20 protein-coding genes are annotated in these 19882 nt (G+C 70.5%); 12 read left to right on the forward strand and 8 right to left on the reverse strand.

The window, feature by feature from the left end; genetic code table 11:
* The first annotated feature begins 99 nt into the window (after positions 1-99).
* The 4 genes from AC1VNM_RS08405 to AC1VNM_RS08420 all read left to right on the forward strand — a co-directional run bounded on the left by AC1VNM_RS08405 (position 100) and on the right by AC1VNM_RS08420 (position 4147).
* The gene (locus AC1VNM_RS08405) at positions 100-1569 is read left to right on the forward strand and encodes a PQQ-dependent sugar dehydrogenase (RefSeq protein WP_483106571.1); all 1470 of its coding nucleotides are present in this window, start codon (positions 100-102) and stop codon (positions 1567-1569) included.
* 166 nt (positions 1570-1735) lie between these two features.
* Positions 1736-2245: a hypothetical protein gene (locus AC1VNM_RS08410; protein WP_483106572.1), complete on the forward strand. Its 510-nt coding sequence runs from the start codon at positions 1736-1738 to the stop codon at positions 2243-2245.
* A gap of 121 nt (positions 2246-2366) precedes the next feature.
* Positions 2367-2693: a helix-turn-helix domain-containing protein gene (locus tag AC1VNM_RS08415; RefSeq protein ID WP_377154860.1), complete on the forward strand. Its 327-nt coding sequence runs from the start codon at positions 2367-2369 to the stop codon at positions 2691-2693.
* A complete protein-coding gene (locus AC1VNM_RS08420; RefSeq protein WP_483106573.1) occupies positions 2690-4147 on the forward strand; it encodes a type II toxin-antitoxin system HipA family toxin in 1458 nt (485 codons plus the stop codon). The genes AC1VNM_RS08415 and AC1VNM_RS08420 overlap by 4 nt, the downstream gene beginning before the upstream one ends.
* An 18-nt stretch (positions 4148-4165) precedes the next feature.
* Here the strand turns inward: AC1VNM_RS08420 and AC1VNM_RS08425 are convergent, their stop codons facing one another.
* Positions 4166-4729, reverse strand: a complete 564-nt coding sequence (locus tag AC1VNM_RS08425; RefSeq protein WP_377154858.1) for a hemerythrin domain-containing protein — start codon at positions 4727-4729, stop codon at positions 4166-4168.
* Complete coding sequence (locus AC1VNM_RS08430) at positions 4726-4971, reverse strand: hypothetical protein (RefSeq protein WP_377154857.1); 246 nt, start codon at positions 4969-4971, stop codon at positions 4726-4728. The genes AC1VNM_RS08425 and AC1VNM_RS08430 overlap by 4 nt, the downstream gene beginning before the upstream one ends.
* A 323-nt stretch (positions 4972-5294) precedes the next feature.
* Here AC1VNM_RS08430 and AC1VNM_RS08435 point away from each other — a divergent pair, with 323 nt between their 5' ends.
* The 4 genes from AC1VNM_RS08435 to otsB all read left to right on the forward strand — a co-directional run bounded on the left by AC1VNM_RS08435 (position 5295) and on the right by otsB (position 9268).
* Positions 5295-5507 (forward strand): hypothetical protein, encoded by a 213-nt coding sequence (locus AC1VNM_RS08435; protein WP_377154856.1) that lies wholly within the window; start codon positions 5295-5297, stop codon positions 5505-5507.
* Positions 5508-5610: 103 nt separating this feature from the next.
* Positions 5611-6186, forward strand: a complete 576-nt coding sequence (locus AC1VNM_RS08440; protein ID WP_483106574.1) for a hypothetical protein — start codon at positions 5611-5613, stop codon at positions 6184-6186.
* Positions 6183-8471 (forward strand): alpha,alpha-trehalose-phosphate synthase (UDP-forming), encoded by a 2289-nt coding sequence (locus tag AC1VNM_RS08445; RefSeq protein WP_377154854.1) that lies wholly within the window; start codon positions 6183-6185, stop codon positions 8469-8471. Before AC1VNM_RS08440 ends, AC1VNM_RS08445 begins: the two co-directional genes overlap by 4 nt.
* Positions 8468-9268: a trehalose-phosphatase gene (otsB, locus tag AC1VNM_RS08450; RefSeq protein WP_483106575.1), complete on the forward strand. Its 801-nt coding sequence runs from the start codon at positions 8468-8470 to the stop codon at positions 9266-9268. The genes AC1VNM_RS08445 and otsB overlap by 4 nt, the downstream gene beginning before the upstream one ends.
* 280 nt (positions 9269-9548) lie before the next feature.
* On the opposite strand, the gene AC1VNM_RS08455 is transcribed toward otsB, so the two are convergent.
* Positions 9549-10670, reverse strand: a complete 1122-nt coding sequence (locus AC1VNM_RS08455; protein WP_483106576.1) for a mechanosensitive ion channel family protein — start codon at positions 10668-10670, stop codon at positions 9549-9551.
* Between the two features lie 116 nt (positions 10671-10786).
* Between AC1VNM_RS08455 and AC1VNM_RS08460 the strand changes: the two genes are divergently transcribed.
* On the forward strand, positions 10787-11149 hold the full coding sequence (locus AC1VNM_RS08460; RefSeq protein WP_483106577.1) for a hypothetical protein: 363 nt from the start codon (positions 10787-10789) through the stop codon (positions 11147-11149).
* Here the strand turns inward: AC1VNM_RS08460 and AC1VNM_RS08465 are convergent.
* Together AC1VNM_RS08465 and rpoN are read right to left on the reverse strand one after the other, a co-directional pair.
* Positions 11103-11756, reverse strand: coding sequence for a hypothetical protein (locus AC1VNM_RS08465; protein ID WP_483106578.1), 654 nt, complete (start codon positions 11754-11756; stop codon positions 11103-11105). The genes AC1VNM_RS08460 and AC1VNM_RS08465 overlap by 47 nt on opposite strands.
* 157 nt (positions 11757-11913) lie before the next feature.
* Positions 11914-13317 (reverse strand): RNA polymerase factor sigma-54, encoded by a 1404-nt coding sequence (gene rpoN / locus AC1VNM_RS08470; protein WP_377154850.1) that lies wholly within the window; start codon positions 13315-13317, stop codon positions 11914-11916.
* 713 nt (positions 13318-14030) lie between these two features.
* Between rpoN and AC1VNM_RS08475 the strand changes: the two genes are divergently transcribed.
* From AC1VNM_RS08475 to AC1VNM_RS08485, 3 genes are all read left to right on the forward strand, one after another.
* A complete protein-coding gene (locus AC1VNM_RS08475) occupies positions 14031-15239 on the forward strand; it encodes an AI-2E family transporter (RefSeq protein WP_483106579.1) in 1209 nt (402 codons plus the stop codon).
* 91 nt (positions 15240-15330) lie between these two features.
* Positions 15331-17733 carry an ATP-binding protein gene (locus AC1VNM_RS08480; RefSeq protein ID WP_483106580.1) on the forward strand — a complete coding sequence of 801 codons (2403 nt, stop codon included), beginning with the start codon at positions 15331-15333 and terminating at the stop codon, positions 17731-17733.
* 47 nt (positions 17734-17780) lie between these two features.
* Entirely contained in the window at positions 17781-18239 is a 459-nt protein-coding gene (locus AC1VNM_RS08485) for a ferritin-like domain-containing protein (protein ID WP_377154847.1), read from the forward strand.
* Positions 18240-18308: 69 nt separating this feature from the next.
* On the opposite strand, the gene AC1VNM_RS08490 is transcribed toward AC1VNM_RS08485, so the two are convergent.
* From AC1VNM_RS08490 to AC1VNM_RS08500, 3 genes are all read right to left on the reverse strand, one after another.
* Positions 18309-18863, reverse strand: coding sequence for a hypothetical protein (locus AC1VNM_RS08490; RefSeq protein WP_483106581.1), 555 nt, complete (start codon positions 18861-18863; stop codon positions 18309-18311).
* A complete protein-coding gene (locus tag AC1VNM_RS08495) occupies positions 18838-19191 on the reverse strand; it encodes a hypothetical protein (RefSeq protein WP_483106582.1) in 354 nt (117 codons plus the stop codon). Before AC1VNM_RS08495 ends, AC1VNM_RS08490 begins: the two co-directional genes overlap by 26 nt.
* A 253-nt stretch (positions 19192-19444) precedes the next feature.
* Entirely contained in the window at positions 19445-19825 is a 381-nt protein-coding gene (locus AC1VNM_RS08500; protein WP_377154844.1) for an ElaB/YgaM/YqjD family protein, read from the reverse strand.
* Positions 19826-19882 lie beyond the last annotated feature (57 nt).

A 19882-nucleotide genomic window follows, 5' to 3' on the forward strand; every position in this document is an offset into this window, starting at 1 on the left:
GGGGGCGGGCCGCCGCAGCGCTGGGGCGCCGGGCATCCCGCTTGCTGGTCCGTCCGCTGCCGCCGCCCCGTCCGGGGCGGCTCCTCGACGGAGAAGCCGATGAACAAGAAGATGCCCGCGTCCTCCCTGCCCTCGTCCCTGGCGCCCCACGTGTCACGCCTCGTGTCGCCCCGCGCCGGTCGGATCACCCGCGCCGTCGCTGTCGTCGCCGCGCTGGCCGGTCTGGCGGGTGGCGCGCGCGGGGTGCTGGCGCTCGAAGCGCAACCCGCGACCCCGCCCGGCTACGGCCCCAAACCCGTGCTGCCCGAGCCGCAGAAGTCCCTGGTGCCGACGATCAACGTCGCCAAGGCCGTCGGCTGGCCCGCGGGTGCGAAACCGCAGGCCGCGGCCGGGCTGACGGTCACGCGCTTCGCCGACAAGCTCGACCACCCGCGCTGGGTCTACGTGCTGCCCAACGGCGACGTGCTGATCGCCGAGACCAACGCCCCCGTGCGCCCGGACGACGGCAAGGGCCCGAAGGCCTGGATCACCAAGCAGTTCCAGAAGAAGGCCGGCGCCACGCCCAAGAGCGCCAACCGCATCACCCTGCTGCGCGACACCGACGGCGACGGGGTCGCGGACCAGCGCTTCGCGTTCGCGGAAGGATTGAACTCGCCGTTCGGCATGGCGCTGGTGGGCAACACCTTCTACGTCGCCAACACCGACGCGGTGGTGCGCTTCCCCTACGCGACCGGCCAGACCCGGCTCGCCGGCCAGCCGACGAAGGTCGCGGACCTGCCCGGCGGCACGATCAACCACCACTGGACCAAGAGCCTGATCGCCAACGCCGAGGGCACCAAGCTCTATGCGGGCATCGGCTCCAACAGCAACGTCGCCGAGAACGGCATCGAGAACGAACAGCGCCGCGCCGCGATCCTGGAGATCGACCTGCAGAGCGGGTCGACGCGCGTGTTCGCCTCCGGGCTGCGCAACCCCGTCGGCCTCGCGTGGGAGCCCACGAGCAAGGCGCTGTGGGTCGCCGTGAACGAGCGCGACGAGCTTGGCGACGACCTGGTGCCCGACTACATCACCTCCGTGCAGGACGGCGGCTTCTACGGCTGGCCGTACAGCTGGTACGGCAACCACGTCGACGAACGCGTCAAGCCGCAGCGGCCCGAACTCGTGGAGAAGGCGCTCGTGCCCGACTTCGCGGTGGGCGCGCACACGGCCTCGCTGGGGCTGGCCTCGGCGGACGGCAACAAGCTGACGCAGGACTTCGCGCACGGCATGTTCATCGGCCAGCACGGCTCGTGGAATCGCAAGGTGCCGGCGGGCTACAAGGTGGTGTTCGTGCCCTTCGTCGGCGCCAAGCCCAGCGGCCTGCCGGTCGACGTGGTGACCGGGTTCCTCGATGCCCAGGGGCAGGCCATGGGTCGCCCCGTCGGCGTCGCGCTCGACCGGCAGGGCGCCCTGCTGGTGGCGGACGACGTCGGCAACGTGATCTGGCGCGTCACCGCGGCCGGTGGCTCGGGTCCGCAGTCGGCGTTCCCGCCGGCGGCCGGCGCGGCCAGCGCGCCCGCCTCGCGCTGACGGGCGTCCGGTCCACGGGCGTCCGGTCCACGGGCGTCCGGTCCACGGGCGTCCGGTCCACGGGCATCCGGTTCACGGGAACCCGGTCCGCCGGGGACTCGACACAGCCCTCGCGCCCCGCGACAACCCGATCGGGTCGGCGGCAGGCGCGAGGAGTCCCTGCGTCATGTTCAACACCCTCGGCCACCTGTTCCGTACTTCTCCCGCCTCGCGCGCGGCGAATGACGACGCCGCGCCCTCGCCCTTCGACCATGCCCAGCGCCGCTTTGTCGAGGGCGTCCTGGATCGCGGACGGACGCCGGCCGTGCCGCCTGCCGCCGCCCCCCGATGGCCCTGGGTCGCCCGGATCAAGGGCAAGCCGGTCCACTTCAAGGAGGTCGAGCGCCTGCGCGCCGATTGGATGCGCCATGGCGGCAAGGACCGCGCGGACCGGCTGCGTGACCGGACACGGGCCTACCTCGAGACGACGGCCACCCTGCCGCCCACGGCCAAGCTCCAGAGCAACCGCGAACTGGCGCAGGCCCTCCTGGATCGGCTGAACGGCCGGCGCGTCTTCCGTCCGCGCGCTCGTCCGGCGCCGTCGCTGCTCGCGCAGCTCGCGCAACTCCTGTGCTGCCTGCCGATCAGGCGGCGCCGTGCAGGGCACCGTCATGCCGGCAGATCGCGCCGCCTCTGAACGAGGAAGTGATATGGCAACATAGTTCTATATCTTGTGGATATGGCATTTTATTTCCAATTCGCTTGACCGAAGTCTGGCAATAAAGTACCTTTTCAGAAGGAATTGGAACTTTATTGCCATGCTTACCCTCCCTGACATCGCCGGCATCCTCCGTGACACGGCCCGCCGCAACGGACTGACGCAGGCGCGCCTGGCCGACACGGCGGGCATCTCCGCCCGCACCTTGACGCATGTGCTCAGCGGTCAGGAGGACTTCCGCGTGTCCACCCTGGTGGCCGTGGCCCATCAGCTGGGCCTGGAACTGGTGCTGGTCCCCAAGGGCGCCGCGAGGGCGGTCGCCGCGGGAGATGCGGTCGGTCCGCCGGTGCGTTCCGTGGTCACGGAAGCCCTGGAAGCGCTGCACGCGCAGCGCGACGCCCGCCAGGCCGCCAAGGGCCGCCCATGAACGTCAAGGTCCTGGCCATCCATCTGGGCGCGCTGCGTCTGGGGGTGCTGTTCCAGTACGTCCTGAACGACGACTCAGTCATCAACCGGTTCGTTGCCGACGAAGACCTCATGACGCGGGCCGGCGCCGACGCGCCGACGCTGTCGCTGTCCATGCGGGCGACGACGCCCGAGGCGCAGGCCGCCCTGTGGCGCGACATCCGCTCGGTCAGTTTCAACGGCCGCCGTTCCTCGTCGGCCGGCTGGATGTTGCCGAGCTTCTTCCAGAACCTGCTGCCCGAAGGCGTGTTCCGCCATCACGTCGCGGAACTTCGTGACTGCGCGCCCGACGACCACTTCGAGATGCTCGCCGCCTGCGGCAAGGACCTGCCCGGCAACGTCCGCGCACTCCCGATCGAGCTGACCCGCGAGGAACTCGCGCGCTACGTCACGCAGGGTCAGGATGCGCTGGAGATGTCGGTCACGGCGGACCCGCTCGAGGAAGGCGTATCGCTGTCGGGCGTGCAGCCCAAGCTCGGCGTCATCCGCGACGGCGAGCGTTATGTCGGCAGGACCAAGGACCACGACACCCATATCATCGCGAAGCTGCCGGTGGTGGGCCAGCCGTTGCTGCCCGAGGTCGAGGCGCTGAGCTTGCGGCTGGCGCGCGCCGCCGGCGTGGACACCTGCGAGGCCACCCTGGAGCCACTGGAGCGCCTGGGTCTGCAGCATGGCTACGACCTCGGCGACGCGACGGCGCAGACCCGATTCCTCGCGGTGACCCGCTTCGACCGCTCACCCGCGGGACGGATCCATGTCGAGGACTTCGCGCAAGTCCTCGGCCGCGCGCCCGAGGACAAGTACGGCCGCGGGCCGGACGGCTTGCGGATCAGCTACCTCGATATCGCCGCGGTACTCATGACCGAGCCGTCGATGGGCGAGCCGGCGGTGCACGAACTGCTGCGGCGCATCGTCGTCAACGAGATGATCGGCAATGCCGACATGCACCTGAAGAACCTCGGCGTGCGCTACCTCGACGGCATCACCCCGACGCTCTCGCCCGCCTACGACCTGGTGGCGTATGCGGCCTTCCAGCGCATCCGCGGGCATGCCCTGCACATCCTGCCGCCGACGCTGCTTCCCCGCCGCGCCGCCACGCCGGAGGTCGCGCAGGCGCCGCTCCCGCGGCAGTCGATGTCGCCCGCGCTGCTCCGGATCTTCTGCGATCGGCTGAGGATTCCCGTCAAGCCGGCCGACACGGCCATCGCGCGCTGCGTGAAGGCGGCATTCGCCGCCTGGCCCTCGATGATCGAGTCGTCGACATTGACCGCCCAGCAAAAGGCGCGGCTGCTGGCGCACTTCATGGCACATCCGCTGGTGATGTCGCTCGCGCGCCGTGCCGAGCGCGCGGCCGCACGCTCGGCAGCGGCGGCAGCGGCGGCGGCAGCGCCCCCGTCGGACCCGGCAGTCGCCTGAGCTCGCGCCGGCCGACGCTCACGCGTCCTGCTGGCGCTCGTACTCCGCGCTCTCCTGGCTGAGTTCGTCGCGCCACTGGCGGTCGAGCTCGTCGCGGCGACGGCGCAGCGCGGTGGACAGCGCGCGCCAGTCCACCGACGATGCATGCGTCAGGCGCGGCAGGATGCCCTGCTCCACGTCCTGCGCGTGATGGCTGACGTAGCGGCCCAGCACGCCCACCAGGGGCGCGAATTGCGTGTCCTCCGCGCGCATGCGCCGCAGCTGCGACATCAGGATGCGCACGACCAGGTGCTCGATCTCGGCCTCGTTGATCAGGCGACGCTCGACGGCGCCGATCTCCGGGCACCTGCGGACCGCGGGGTAGAACAGTTCTTCCTCCAGCGTCGCATGCACCGTCAGCAGCGCGCAGGTGCGGCGCACCAGCGCTTCGCAGGATTCGTGGTCCCCCAGCGCCCACAGCCGGTCGAACTGGTGGAAGGCGTGCTGCGCGCGCTGGTGGTCGTCGACCAGCAGCGCCACGACCTCGTCGCGCGCCATCAGGTCCGCGCGGAAATCGGCCTGCGGCAGGACGTGCGATCTCATGCGGGTTCCCCTTGCTCGAGCTGCTGGCGCGCGGGCGCCGCGTGGTCGTCGTGGTAGCGCTTCGGACCATCCGGATGCACGCCGGGGTCGTCAGGATGCTCATGCGGCGCCTGGTCGGGCCCGGGCGCGGGCGGCTGGGCGGGACGCCCCTCGTCCGGGCGTCGCGGCTGATCGGGCTTGGGGGAGGCCGTCATCGCCGTCCAGAGCAGTTGCCAGGGCGTCTCGAATGCCTTGTCGTTCATGGAGCGAGCCTCCTCGGCAGTAAGGTGCAGTGGGTTGGACCGATGACCGGGTTCACTTGAGTTCCGTCGAGTTCTGGCAAATGCGGTGCCGCCCCGGCTCCAAGGAACAGCCGGATCGGGCACATGCGGGCACATGCGTGCACATCCGGGCGCCTCCACGGGTCCTCACCTGGCTGGCCGATCCGCACGGCCTTCTGCAGTGCTTGCCGACAGAACTCCCGGTCCTGCGCCCGCGCGGCGAGGAAGCGCGCCATCGGGGCGCGGAAACCGCGATGCCATCGGGCGCGCCGCTTGCAAGGGCCTGCGCAGACAAAAGGAACGCCATGCACCAGCTGCCGCTGCCCTTCGAGGCTCACACGGTTCCGCCGAACCCGCCGCATCCGAACGAGGCCCCCTTCGTTCCGCCGCCGCCGCACGGCCCCACGCCGGAACCCGGCGACGACCCGCCCGGCGTGATCGATCCGCCCATCCCCGGCGAGAACCCCGTGCCCGTGCGCGAACCGCCCTACATGCCGCCGCCGACGGCCGTGAACTGAGGCGCCGGGGGAAGCGGGGGCGCATGCCGGCCCACCCCTGGCGTGGGCGGCACGGCGATTGCCGTCCCTGGGGGGTTGTTTCCCTCTGTCACAGGAGTCGCCTTTGAATGCATTGCTGCTCCCGGCGCTGCGCCGGGCATGCGCCGATGGCGTGTTGGCCAGCCTGTTCTCAGGACTGGCGCTGTTGCGCGGCAGCCGGTCCGATCATGCCCATCTGGTCGGTCGCTCCGAATACCGTGTCGGCCGCCCGCCGCTGAAGACCTCCGCCGCCGACATCGCGTTGCACGCCGCCACCGGCCTGGTGTGGGGCGCGCTCTACGACCGGCTGCGCGCGACGCGCCGCCGGCCCACCCGCGGCAACGCGGTCACCGATGCGCTGCTGCTCACGGCGGTGGCCGTCGGCGTCGACCGCGTCGTCACGCCGAGCGTGCTCACGCCCGGCGCCGACAAGCGCGCCACGGCCTCCGGCACGCGACCGCCGTCGGTGGCCAGCCTGCTGCTGGTCTACGGCGCCTTCGCGGCAGGGCTGGCGCTTGGCGGCATGCATGCGCTCAAGCGGCATCCAGCCGCTGTCGACCATGAGATCGACGCCGATGACGGCGACGATGCGGACGACGACGGTTACGGGGACCTCTTCCTTGCAGACCCTGCGCCGCGTCGCGCCGGGGGTCGGGCATGAAGTCGCTGCATCTCCAGATCCGCTTCCTCGTCCCGCTGCTGATCACCCTGACCCTCGCGGCGCTGCTGGCGCTGCCGCTGCTGGACCGCATGACGCTGCGCTGGTTCTCGCGCGACCTGAGCCTGCGCGGCGCGATGGTCGCCAAGACCCTCTCCGTCGCGATCAGCGACATCGACCCGAGCGCCCAGCGCGAGCGCCTGCGCAATCTGCTTGAACGCGGCGTGCTGGACGAGCGTCTCGTCGGCATCGCGCTGTGCGCGCCCGACGGCACGCAGGTCATGAGCACCAAGGGCTTCCCGGGCTCGCTCAGCTGCAAGGAAGCCGAGGTCAGCGCCGCCCAGAAGGACCCGCGCCTGGAGCTGGCCAGCGGCGCCGTCCACATCGGCGTCTTCCCGGTCAATCCGCAGCAGCCCGACGCCGAGCGGCTGGTGCTGCTGCACGACCTCAGCCTGCCCGACCGCCGCAGCCTGGACACGCGGCGCTACATGATCATCTTCATCACGGTGCTGGGCCTGGCGATCGCCGGCATCACGATGATCGTGGCGCAGCTCAGCTGGCGCGGCTGGGTCTCCGGCATGCGCGCCATCCTGCGCGGCGAGGGCCTGGTGCGGCCGCTGCTCAACACCTCCGGCTTCCGCGGCGGACCGGAGACGCCGCCGCCCGAGCTGCAACCGCTGGAGGTCGAGATCCGCCAGCACATCCGCGAGCTCGAGGACAACCTCTACCGCGAGCACGGCCCGCTGACGCCCTGGGATCCCGAGCGGCTGCGCGGCCTGCTGCGCACGCAGCTGCGCGGCGACCAGGTGATCGTGGTCTCCAACCGCGAGCCCTACATCCACCAGCGCGGTCCCGACGGCATCACCGTGAGCCGTCCCGCCAGCGGCCTGGTCACGGCGGTCGAACCGGTGATGCGCGCCTGCTCCGGCACCTGGATCGCGCACGGCAGCGGCAGCGCCGACCGCGACGTCGTCGATGCGCACGACCGCGTCGCCGTGCCGCCGGACACGCAGGATTACCTGCTGCGCCGCGTCTGGCTGAGCGAGGAGGAAGAGCGCGGCTACTACCAGGGCTTCGCCAACGAAGGCCTCTGGCCGCTGTGTCACGTGGCGCACGTGCGACCGGTCTTCCGCGAGTCGGACTGGGCGCAGTACCGCGCGGTGAACCAGCGCTTCGCCGATGCCGTCGTCGCCGAGGCGCGCGGCGACGATCCGGTGGTGCTGGTGCAGGACTACCACTTCGCGCTGCTGCCGGCCATGGTCCGCGAGAAGCTGCCCAAGGCCACCATCATCACCTTCTGGCACATCCCCTGGCCCAACCCCGAGTCCTTCGGCATCTGCCCGTGGCGACGCGAACTGCTGCAGGGCATCCTGGGCAGCACCATCCTGGGCTTCCACACGCGTTTCCACTGCAAGAACTTCACCGAGACCGTGGACCGCTACCTGGAGGCGCGCATCGAGCACGAGCACTCGACCATCAGCTACCAAGGCGAGCCGACGCTGGTGCAGAGCTACCCGATCTCGATCGCCTGGCCGACCGACGAGGAGCGTGCCGCGTGGGACTCGCCGGCCGAGGCGCGCGCGGCGATCTTCGAGCGGCTGCACCTGGCGCCCGACACGGTGCTGGCCGTCGGCGTGGACCGCTTCGACTACACCAAGGGCATCCTCGAGCGGCTGCACGCCGTCGAGCGCCTGCTGGAGAAGCATCCCGAGTGGCAGGGTCGATTCGTCCTCGTGCAGGTCGCCGCGCCCACGCGCAGCGCGCTGGAGGAGTACCGCGAGTTCCAGGACCGCATCCACCGCGTCACCGAGCGCATCAACCTGCGCTTCGGCGGGCCTGGCTACAAGCCGGTGCTGCTGCTGGCCGAGCACCACGACCATGCGGCGTTGATGACGCTGTACCGCGCGGCGCACATGTGCGTCGTGACCAGCCTGCACGACGGCATGAACCTCGTCTGCAAGGAGTTCATCGCCGCGCGCGACGACGACCAGGGCGTGCTGATCCTGAGCCGCTTCGCCGGCGCGGCGCGCGAGCTGCCCGAGGCGCTGGTGATCAATCCGTACCACGTCGAGGAGACCACCGATGCCCTGCACCGCGCGGCGCTCATGCCGCCGCAGGAGCAACGCGAACGCATGGCCAGCCTGCGCATGACGGTGCGCGAGTTCAACGTCTACCGCTGGGCCGGGCGCATGCTGACCGACGCCGGTCAATGGCGGCTGCGCGAGCGCATCACGCGTCGCGTGCAGCGGCGATCGAGAGAGGCGGGAGAGGAGGCCCTGACGCCATGATGCCGGTGCGATATCTGCTCGACGCGGAGGGCCGCGCCGCGGTCGCCCGCCTCATGACGCGACGTCCCTTGCTGGGCTTCGACTTCGACGGCACGCTCGCGCCCATCGTCATGCATCCGGACGAGGCGCGGCTGCCCGAGCCCACCGCAAAGCTGCTGGAACGACTGGTCGCGCGCGTGCCGGTCGCGGTGGTCAGCGGCCGGCAGGTGCTGGACGTGCGGCACCGGTTGGGTTTCAAGCCCACGCACATCGTCGGCAACCACGGCGCGGAGGACGAGTTCGACGGCCCCGATCCGCACGTGGTGACGACGCTCGGCACCTTCCGGGAACGCATGCTGCGCATGGAGCCGGGGCTCAACCAAGCTGGCGCGACAATCGAGGACAAGGGTGCGTCGATCGCGATCCATTACCGGATGGCGCCGAATCCTGTTGCCGCGCGCGAGGCGATCGCCGAGCTGATCGCAGATCTGCCGCCGGGCATTGCCACCGAGCCTGGCAAGCGTGTTGTCAACGTGCTGGTCGAGGGTGCCCCCGACAAGGGAGACGCGATGGCTCGGCTGACGGCGCGCTACGGCGCCGATGCGGGCTTCTACGTTGGCGACGACACCAACGACGAGCCGGCCTTCCAGCGTGCCGAGGCCGATTGGGTCACCGTGCGCGTGGGCCCGAGACTCGACCACAGCCACGCGAGGTACTACCTCAACGAGCAAGCGGAGATCGACGTCGTGCTCCGCCTGATGCTGGAGCACCTCGGTGATTCGGGAGAGGGGCGACCGGGTCCCCTTTTCGGAACTTAGGGAGGGAATTTGTCGGCCGGGGCGGCCGACAAAGGAGGGAGATGGAGAAAAGGGGACCCGGTCGCCCCGAACCGTGCACGGCCCTGGCAGTCGAGGGCTGGCGAGGATGCCAAGCGGCGTCAGCACGTCCACGGCCGCTGGCCCTCACCCCTGCCCTCTCCCGCAAGCGGGAGAGGGAGCAAGAAGCGCTTGACACGGTGGGTCTCCCGCAAGCGAGAGAGGGAGCAAGAAGCGCTTGACACGGTTGCTGTCCCGCAAGCGGGAGAGGGAGCAATACCGATCAAGGTGCCGGCGACGGCGGCAGCGATGGTTTGAGCACGGGTGCCGACGGTGCGGGGATGTCTTCCACCAACGCCCGCACGCGCGGCAGCGATTGCGGGTGGGTCTTCTGCAGCCAGGCGATCAGACCTTCCCGCAACTCGCAGCGCAGGTCGAAGGCCTTGCCGGAGTCCTTGGCGCTGACGAGCACGCGGATCTGCATCGTGCGTTCCGTCGTCTCGACGACCTGGACGCCGCAGACCCGGCCGTCCCAATGCGCCGAGCCCTTGCACATGATCGTGGCCTTCTCGCGCAGCTCGTTCACCGGCAGCGTGAAGTCGACCCATAGCATGACCGTGCCGAGGATGCTCGAGCTGGTGCGTGTCCAGTTCTGGAACGGGTTCTCGATGAACCACTGCAGCGGGATGACCAGCCGGCGCTCGTCCCAGATCTTGAGCACGACATAGGTCGAGGTGATTTCCTCCACCCTGCCCCACTCGCCCTGGATGATGAGCACGTCGTCGAGCCGGATCGGCTGCGCCATCGCGATCTGAAGACCGGCCAGCAGGTTGCCGAACACCGACTTCGCCGCCAGGCCGAAGACCAGGCCGGCGATGCCCGCGGAGGCCAGCAGGCTGGCGCCGACCTGCTTCGCGCGCGGGAAGGTCATCAGGATGAAGGCCAGCGCGGTCAGCATCACCGCGCCCTTGGCGACGCGAGCCAGCACTTTGGTCTGCGTCTGGATGCGGCGCGCGGCGAGGTTGTCCTCGACGTCCGCGGGATTCATCAACGCCACGCCGTTGGCGACGCCAGTGATCGCCCCGGCCGCCACTGCCGCGATCGCGACGATGCACAGGACGCCCAGCAGATGCTGCACGCCATTGATGCCGGGCATCGTGTCCGGCACGCCCTGCGCGGCGATCAGCAGGCCGATGACGGGCAGCGCCCATCGGGCCGGGTTGTCGCAACGCCGCACGACCGAGCTCAGCAGCGGCGAGAAGCGCGTGAGGCGCACCGCGATCGGCCGCAGGATCGCGTGCACCAGCAGCGCGCCGGCGACGATCACTAGGGCGCCGAGCAACAGCTGACCCCAGAGCATGAGGTCGGCGTCGAGGATCGTGAAACGGGTCTTCCAGGCTTGCATGCCGGCGGGCGGGCAAGAGCCGTTCCGGCGCAGCCTGGACGCGCGTGTTGTCGGACGCTCCGGCGCGGGTGGGCCGATTGCCTCGGACAGGCATCGCAATGAACCAGGAGCTCGCCATGGCCAGCACCACCGACAACAAGACCGACCGTCCCACCGAGGGCCAGGCACCGCGCCGCATGCTGGACAAGGCCCCGGTCTCGCCCGGACAGGTCGAGCCCGACGTGGCCCCGACGCACAACGACGACGCGCAGCTGCCGCATGAGCGCGACCAGAGTACCGGCGGCGACTCGACCGGCGGCATGGGCAGCGGCGCGGCCGGCGACAACCAGCGCACCGTCATCGGCCAGGCTCACGACGACCTGAAGCAGGGTCAGGTGGACACCGACCTGCGCTCGACGCCGGGCCTCGACGCCGAACGACGCGACCAGATGGTCAACGACGCCAGGAAGACGGCGCCGGCGAAGGGTCCTGCCCGCTGACGAACGACGGCGGCCAGGCCACCCCGAGATCGTCCATCCAGGGCATCGACAGCGGCGGCGCCGACGGCACCAGGCGCGACGGGAGCGGGCTGCCGGTCAATGACATCGGGGGCCTCGGTGTCGAAGGACGTTCCGCTTCAACCAGCCAGGATTCCGGCAAGGGGGGACGGCGCGACGATCGCAACCACCGGGATTCGAGTGCCAGGAAGGCCCGGTAGTCGTGACCGAGATTGCTCGCGGTGATGCCCGTGGCGCTCGTCGCTCCGCCCATGTTCCGCTGGAAGGCCTCCAGATCGCTCCGGATCAAGGTGGCCCATTGATCCCACACGAAGGCGCACTGGTTCCATTGCCGCTGCCAGTCGCCGCTGGAAGGGTCGCTCGACCGACCGCTCGACCGACCGCTCGACTGGTCCCGATAGCGGGCCGTGGACCGACACAGCCGGTCGACCTCCGGCAGCACGCGCGCGTAGTCCACGCGATCGTGACATCCCACGTCGAGACAATGGCGTGACGAAGGGTCTCCGACCCTGCATTCGTCGAGATCGTCCTGCATGGTCTGCGCACGGTACGGGCCGGCGAACCGCGCAACGAAACTGTCATTCCACATGGCCTGGGCACTCCCGCTTCTCTGGCCGTCCGCGATCGGGGCGACATCAGGCGGCATGAGTTGCGACCGGCCACGCCCGGTTCCCGCGACGCCAATGAAAACGGAGCCTCGTCGGGCTCCGTCCTTGTCTCCATCGCGCCTCGGGAAAATCGGTTCGTCAGCTGTGTTGTCTGCGGCGTTCGACCGCGTCGATGCGCAGCATCTGGCGGTACTTGGTCACCGTGCGGCGTGCCACCACCAGGCCCTGGCGGGCGAGCTGACGGGTGATCTCGGCGTCGGACAGCGGGTTGTCCGCGCGCTCGGCCTCGATGATGTCCTTGATCAGGCCGCGGATCGCGGTGCCGGAGCACGCGCTGCCGTTGCTGCTCACGATCGCCCGCGAGAAGAAGTACTTCAGCTCGTACACGCCGCTCGGCGTCGCGAGGTACTTGTTGTTGGTCACGCGCGAGACCGTCGACTCGTGGATGCCGACCTCGTCGGCAATCTCCTTGAGGCCCAGCGGCTTCATCGCCATCGCGCCGAACTCCAGGAAGTGGCGCTGGCGGCGCACGATCGCGTCGGCCACGTCCAGGATGGTCGAGAAGCGCTGCTCGATGTTGCGCATCGTCCAGCGCGCCTCCTGCAGATGGGTCGCCATCTCCGCGTGGCCCTGCTGGCGGTGCCGCTGGAACAGTTCGGCGTAGACCTGGTTCATCCGCACCTTCGGGATCACCGCCGGATTCAGCTGCACACGCCACTGGCCGCGGACCTTGGTGGTCAGCACGTCCGGCACGATGTAGGCGGCCTGCGTGGTCTCGTAGCGCCAGCCCGGCCGCGGGTCGAAGCGGCGCAGCTTGAGGCACACCGTCTCGGCCTCCGCGACGCTCACGTCCAGCAGTTGCGCCAGCGAAGGAATGTCGCGCGACGCCAGCAGGTTCAAGTGCTGCGAGATGATGCGTTCAGCCAGCATGCGGCTGCGCGCGTCCTCGATCTTGGGCAGCTGCAGCAGCAGGCATTCGGCGACGCTGCGCGCGCCCACGCCCAGCGGGTCCAGCGCCTGCACGCGCTTGAGCGCGATCTGCATTTCCTCGATCGCCACCGGCGGCTGCATCTGGGCCACCGCCGCCAGTTCCTCCAGCGAGGAGCGCAGGTAGCCGTCGTCGTCGACCGACTCGGCCACGATCGTCGCCAGCACCAGATCGCGCGGCGACAGCCGCAGCACATTGAGCTGGCTGCGCAGGTGTTCGCGCAGGCAGGTCTGCGCGGCGGTCATCTCCAGCGCGCTGAGTTCGCCGTCCTCGGCGCGGCGCATCGAGCCGGAGCTCTCCGCGCGCCAGATCTCGCGGTCGTCCGGGAACGGTTCCGGCGTGTCCGACATCACCGGCGACGACGCGACCGGCACGTCGGCGTCGAGCGGCGAGGCATCGTCCGAGCCTTCGGTCACTTCGAGGAAGGGGTTGCGCCCCAGCATGTCGGTGACCATGGTGGTGAAGTCCAGCGAGGACATCTGCAGCAGCCGCACGGCGTGCTGGAGGCGAGGCGACAGCGTCTGTGTCTGCCTGTGCTCGTGCCTGAGTTCCATTGCTCCCACTTGTGACACTCCTGTCCGGTAGAGGGTGAAACTGCCTGCAACCGGTTCCGGAGGGTCCCCGCCGACGAGGACGGGAACGGGTTGTAGGCAGTGCCGGCGAACCGGCCTGATGGAGCCATCAGCGCAAGGACCATGCCACCTCGCCGCCGATGTTTCATATGGCGGAGCGTCCGTCATTCGGCGTGCCCGCCCGAATGCCGCAAACGCAGCAGGCATGGGGCCTGCCGGGGATCGGGCGCGCCGACGCGCAGCGAACCCGACCGCCTCACCCACCGGCCACTCAGGTTCGCCGACCGTCCACCCGCCCGTCCCAACCGTCTTTGCCCCGCAAGGCTTTCGGCACCTTTTACCGACGGCCGGACTCTGCTCGCCCCGTCGACCGCGCCGATCCCGGCACGACGACTCGCCGGAAGTCCCAGAGCGGCGATGGGGGCCGGAATGAGGCTGGGGGTTCGCGGAGGTGATGCCCCTGCCTCGTGGAGCGCCCGCGCTTGGCCGACCGGGGTCCAGAGACCTCCCCAGCCCCACCACCACCGCCGTAACCGCCCTGTACCTCCCCCGAAACCCGGTGGTACCGCTCCCCCGCTGGCCCAGCCCTTGCTTCGAGAGCCTGCCCGGACCCCTCTCCCGTCATCCTTACCATCTTGCGCCCCTCCGCCCTGCCCCCGACCACGATGCGCCGCTGGGCGACGCGAGGCCTGCTCTTGATTGCGCTGGTCTTCCTGTTGAAGGAAGCGAGCGCGATCGTGCTGCCGGTGCTGGTGGCGCTGATCCTGACCTTCGTGCTCGCGCCGGCGGTGCGGACGATGCGTCACCACGGCATTCCGGAATCGGTGAGCGCCGCCATGCTGGTGACCACGGTGGTGGGCTGCACGGTGCTGAGCGTGGCGCTGCTGGCCGAGCCGGTGGCCCAGTGGTGGCAGCGTGCGCCGGTGGCGGTTTCCAAGGCCTTGAACCAGGTGGACCGGTGGCGTGCGGCGATTCCGGGATTCGGTCCGCCGGTCGAGCGTCGGACTTCGGGCCGGGCGGCGGCGCCCACGCCGCCCACGGACCCGGTGCGCGAGCGCATCGCCAGCGAGGGCGTGGCGCTGACGGCGCAGGCGCTGGGCATCGGCCTGAAGTTCCTGGTGTCCACGGCCGCGACCACGATCCTGCTCTACTTCCTGCTCGCGTCCGAGCACTGGGTGCTGTCACGCTGCATCGAGCTGCTGCCGCATCGTCCGCGTCTGCGGGCCATGGTGCTGGGCGGCCTGCGCGCGGCGCAGCGCGACATCTCGCGCTACGTGGCTTCGGTCAGCGCGATCAACATCGGCGTCGGTCTGGTCGTGTCGGGCACCATGTGGTTCGTGGACCTGCCCAACCCCGGCTTCTGGGGCGCGCTGGCGGCGATGTTCAACTTCATCCCCTACCTCGGGCCGCTGATCATGTGCGGGTTGCTGCTGGCGGCGTCGCTGGCCGCCTCGCTCGGCGACGCGGGCTTCGCGGCGCTGGCCGCGCCGGTGCTGTCCTACCTCTGCATCCACGCGATCGAATCGAACTTCGTGACCCCGATGGTCATCGGCAAGCGCCTGTCGATGAATCCGCTCTCGGTGCTGCTGTCGGTGATGTTCTGGGGCTGGCTCTGGGGCGTCGCCGGCGCGGTGCTGGCCGTGCCGCTGCTGATCTGCCTGCGCAGCATCAGCCAGCGCAACCGCCAGATGCGCCCGGTCGCCGTCTACCTGCGCGGCAGCGACCGCCCCTGCACGCCGCTGAGCACGCTGCTGCGGCCGCCGCGGCCGCAGCACGCCGCGTCCCTCGCTTCGCCGCAGATGTCGCCTCAGATGTCGCCGCAGATCTCGCCGCAGGTCCCCCCGCCCCTTGCCGATGGCGCCCCGGTCGTCCATCCGAACGCCCTTGAACAGCACCGCCCATAATCTGCCGCCTCGACGCGCCCGCCCTCGCTGGCTCGTCCTCGCCGCCGGCCTCTGGCCGTGGCGGCCCGACCGTTTCTCCGCCCGACCGCCCATGCCCCTGCCGATCCGCTCCCGCCTGCTCGTGCTCGTCCTGTCCGTGATGCTGCCCGGCATCATCGCGGCGCTGTGGGTCAGCTGGCAGACCTGGAGCGACGAGCAGGATGCCACCGTGCGCCACATGCGCGACAGCACGCGGGCCTTGTCCATGGTGGTCGACAAGGAGCTGGCCCGCCGCGCCGGCATCGCGCGGGTGCTGTCGCTGTCGCAGATCCTGGACGCGTCGCCGCAGATCCCGCCCGATGACCTGGCCATGCTGGAACTGCAGTCGCGTCGCGCGATGCAGGGCCTGTCGGGCTGGGTGGAACTGAACGCGCCCGACCGGACGCTGTTCAGCACGCGCCTGGCGCCGGGCCGCCTGCCCGAGACCTCGACGGTGCCGTCCGCGATGACCGCAGCCTCGGCGCCGCCGGCCGCGTCCCCGACCGTCGGCGCGGCCCCCGGCACGATCGCGGGCACCGCCGGCACCGCCGCAGCAGCGGCCTTGCCGCCGGACCTGCCGACTGCCGCCGCCTCACGCCCGGTGCTCGTTCGCGAAGGCGTGCCGCTGGTGGAGCAGGCCGTCATGGGCGACCTCGGTCCCGATCCGGCCACCGGCCAGCTGCGGGCGCAGATCATCCAGCCGATCGAGCGCGGCGGCCATGTCTGGCTGAACATGAGCATCGCCGTGCTGCCGCAGGAGCTGCAGCAGATCATCGATGGGCAACGGCTTCCGCCCGACTGGACCGCGACGATCATGGACGGCCGCGGCACCGTCGTGGCACGCCATCCCGGCGGCATCAGCTACGCCGGACGTCCGGGCACCGACGATCTCAAGCGCCTGATGGCCACGCGCGACGAGGCGCAGTTCGAGTCGGTCAACCTCGATGGCAAGCCCGTGCTGGGCTACTTCAGCAAGTCGCCGCAGGGCTGGACGGTGGTCACCGCGGTGCCGCGCGACGGCGGCCCGGGCGGCTTCGGCGCCCGCGCGGCGCTGCAGCCGATCGCGATCGGCGCGCTGCTGCTGGTGCTGGTCGGCATGTTCGGCGCCTTGTGGATCAGCCGGCGCATCTCCGGGCCGATCCACGCGCTCAACGAGATCGCCAACGAGCTGCGCGCCGGCGAGCCGGTGCGCGCGCGCAAGACCGGCATGGTCGAGTGCGACGAGGTCGCGCTCGCGCTCGAGGATGCGAGCGCCGCGATCCACCAGGGGCGCTACGAGCTCGAGGAGCGCGTCAACGAGGCCATCGACCGCACGCGCGAGGCCGAGCAACTGAGCTCCCGCTCCCAGCGCACGGCGGCGCTGGGCCGGCTCACCGGCGGCGTCGCGCATGACTTCAACAACCTGCTGGGCGTCATCAGCAACAGCGCCCACCTGATCCAGCGCAGCCCGCATGCCGAATCGCTGGCGATGCCGCTGGGCGCGATCATGCGGTCCGTCGACGTCGGCAGCCGCCTGACCCAGCATCTGCTGCGCGTCGCGGGCCGCCAGCCGGTCCACCCGCAGGTGGTGGACCTGCGCTCGACGCTGGGCGAGATGAAGGAACTGCTGGTCACGGTGCTGGGCAAGCGCATGCAGCTGGCCATGACGATGGCGCCGGACCTGCCGAGCGTGCGCGTCGACCCGTCGGAGCTGGAGCTCGCGCTGATCAACATCGCGCTGAACGCGCGCGACGCGACCAACGGCATGGGCGAGATCACCGTCGAGGCCGGCCGTGCGTCGCCGGGCGACGTGCAGGACCTGGCGCCCGGCGAGTACGTCGCGATCAGCGTCACCGACCGCGGTCCGGGCATCCCCGACGACCTGCTGGCGCGCGTCTTCGAGCCCTTCTTCACCACCAAGCCCGTCGGCAAGGGCACCGGCCTGGGCCTGAGCCAGGTGCTGGGCTTCTGCGTCCAGGCCGGCGGTACGGCGCGGGTGGCGAGCCAGCTCGGCGCCGGCACGACGGTGACGCTGCTGCTGCCGGCGCAGACGAGCGCGCGTCTCGTGCCCGACGCGACGCGCGTCGACGGGACCGAGCGCACGCGCGACGACGGGCGCACCAACAGCCTGGCCGGCATGCGGGTGCTGCTGGTCGAGGACAACGAGGAACTCAACCGCGTCACCGCCGGCCTGCTGCGCAGCTTCTCCTGCCAGGTGCTCAGCGCCAAGGATGCGGACGAGGCGCTGCAGCTGTTCGGCAGCGGCGCGGCCGTGGACATCGTCCTGTCGGACGTGGTGATGCCGGGCTCGATGGACGGCCAGGCGCTGGCCCGCGAGCTGCGCACGCGCCGCCCGGGACTGCCCATCGTGCTGATCAGCGGCTACAGCGAGGCGCTGACGGCCGAGTCCTCGTTCATCGTGCTGCGCAAGCCCGCGTCGCCGTCGCAGATCCTGGAGGCGCTGCGGCGCGCGATGGGGTTGCCGACGGGTACGTGACTTGCTGATTCATGGCATCACCACTCCCCCGATCGGAAAGGACTGCCATGGACAACAAGGACGTCATCGACGAACTGAACACGCTGATCGAGACCTGCAAGGACGGCGAGTACGGATTCCTGAGCTCCGCCGAACACGTCAAGAGCGCCAGCCTGCGTGAAGTCTTCGCGCAGCGCGCGGCCGACTGCCGCCAGGCCGCGTCTGAACTGCAGCAGCTCGTGCGCCAGCACGGCGGCACGCCCGAGGACGACGGCAGCGCCGCCGGGTCGCTCCACCGCGGCTGGGTCGCCGTCAAGGGCACGCTGACCGGCTACAGCGACAAGGCCATGCTCGAGGAATGCGAGCGCGGCGAGGACGCGGCCGTCGCGCGTTACCGCAAGGCGGCGCAGAAGGACCTGCCGGCCGGCGTGCTGGAAGTCGTCCAGCGCCAACTGGCCGGGACGCTGCGCAACCACGACCAGATCAAGCTGCTGCGCGACCAGGCGCGCAATGCCGAGAAGGTGTAAGGCGGTCTCGATTCCCACCAACGCAAAGCGCGCCCTCGGGCGCGCTTTTCCGTTTCATCGGGATTCGTTCTAACGCGCGGCTTCTCGTGTCTCCGCACGGGTCTGTTCTCGAGTCTCTTCGCGCTGCTTCTTGCGGCCCTGCAGGAAGCCCGCCAGCACGCCCATCAGCAGCTGCGCGACTTCCGGACCGACCTGGCCGCGCAGGCGCGTCGGCACCAGCCCCCAGAGCACGGTGAGCAACTGCAGCGTGCCGAGTTCCGGGCGTTCGGCGCCCGACTCGGCGTGAGCGCCCCGGGCTTCGCGCGGCGCCTGGAAGGCGTGGGCGCGCGGATCGTCGGCGCGGTGCCGGTCGTGCCGACGCCGCTTGCCGCGCACCAGGCGCCAGAAGATCCAGCTCGCGCCGGTGCCCAGCGCCGGCAGCAGCCAGCGGCCCGGCGTCATCACGGCCTTGCCGCGATGCTGCAATGAATCCCAGTGCAGCCGGAACTCCAGGTCGCGACGCACGACGCGGAGTTCCGCCATCTCGATGCGCAGCGTGAGTTCCTCTATCGACGCCGGTTCGCCCCCGTGATCGGGGACGTCCGGGATGCGACGGGGGTCAGGACGGTCTGGGGTGGCTGGCATCGGGGCTCGGTTCCTCGGGATCCATCGGATCGTTGAACAGCCAGTGGAACTGGCGGCGGGACGCCGGCAGCGCCAGCATCGGCGTCAGCGCCTTCATCGCGGCGACGACCCACACCAGCAGCAGCAGGTTGATGACCAGCACGCCGGCGAAGGCCCACGGCCAACTCAGCCCGAAGTGCACGGCCACCGCGACGAGCAAGGCCCACAGCGCCAGCCAGGCCGTGGCGCCGGCGATCGCGGCAACGACGCCGAGAATCGCCAGACTGACCAGACCGTGCTTGGCGCGCCGCAGCTCCAGCGCCAGCAGCAGCAGTCGCCCGGACAACATGCCGCGCGCCGCGCGGGCCATGCCCTGCAGATCGCCGAACCAGCCGGCACCGGTGGGCGGGACCCCGCCCGAAGGCGAAGGCCCGCCCGTCGGGCCTGATGCACCCGGTGCGCCCGGTGCGCCCGCAGCACCCGCCGTGCCGGAGGCCCCTCGGGGCCCCTCGGACAACGGCGGTGGTGGTGGTGGTGGCGGCGGGAACGGGGGCGGGAAGGACGGCGAGGCGTGCGGCACGTCGCTCATGAGCGCGCCGCGATCAGCGCGTCAGACGCGCGATCAGCAGGCCGACCGCCAGCGCGGTGCCGACGGCCATCAGCGGATGTTCGCGCACGTTCGAGCGCAGGCTGTCGCACCACTCGTTGCCGGTCGTGCGCAGGCGCTCGGCGCGCTCGTGCAGCAGTTCGTTCGTGTCCTCCAGGCTTTTCTGTAATTGCTGCGCCTTCGGCGCGGCGGTGGTTGCGAGGCGGTCGATCGTCGCGTGCGCCTTGTCGGCGACGCGGCTCACCAGATCGGCGGCTGCGGTGCTCGACGGCGTGGCGCTCGACGATCCCGTGCCGTTGGCCAGCTTGGCGGCGTCTTCGGCCGTCGTGAACGGCACGGTCTTGTCGCTCTTCTCGTTGTTGGGCGTGGTGCTCATGGGAAGTTTCCTTTCGTGGTGCGCAGTGGCAGCAAGGGCATGGATCGGTGGAGAGCA

This window comes from Mitsuaria sp. MSU3D (genome assembly GCF_056867975.1).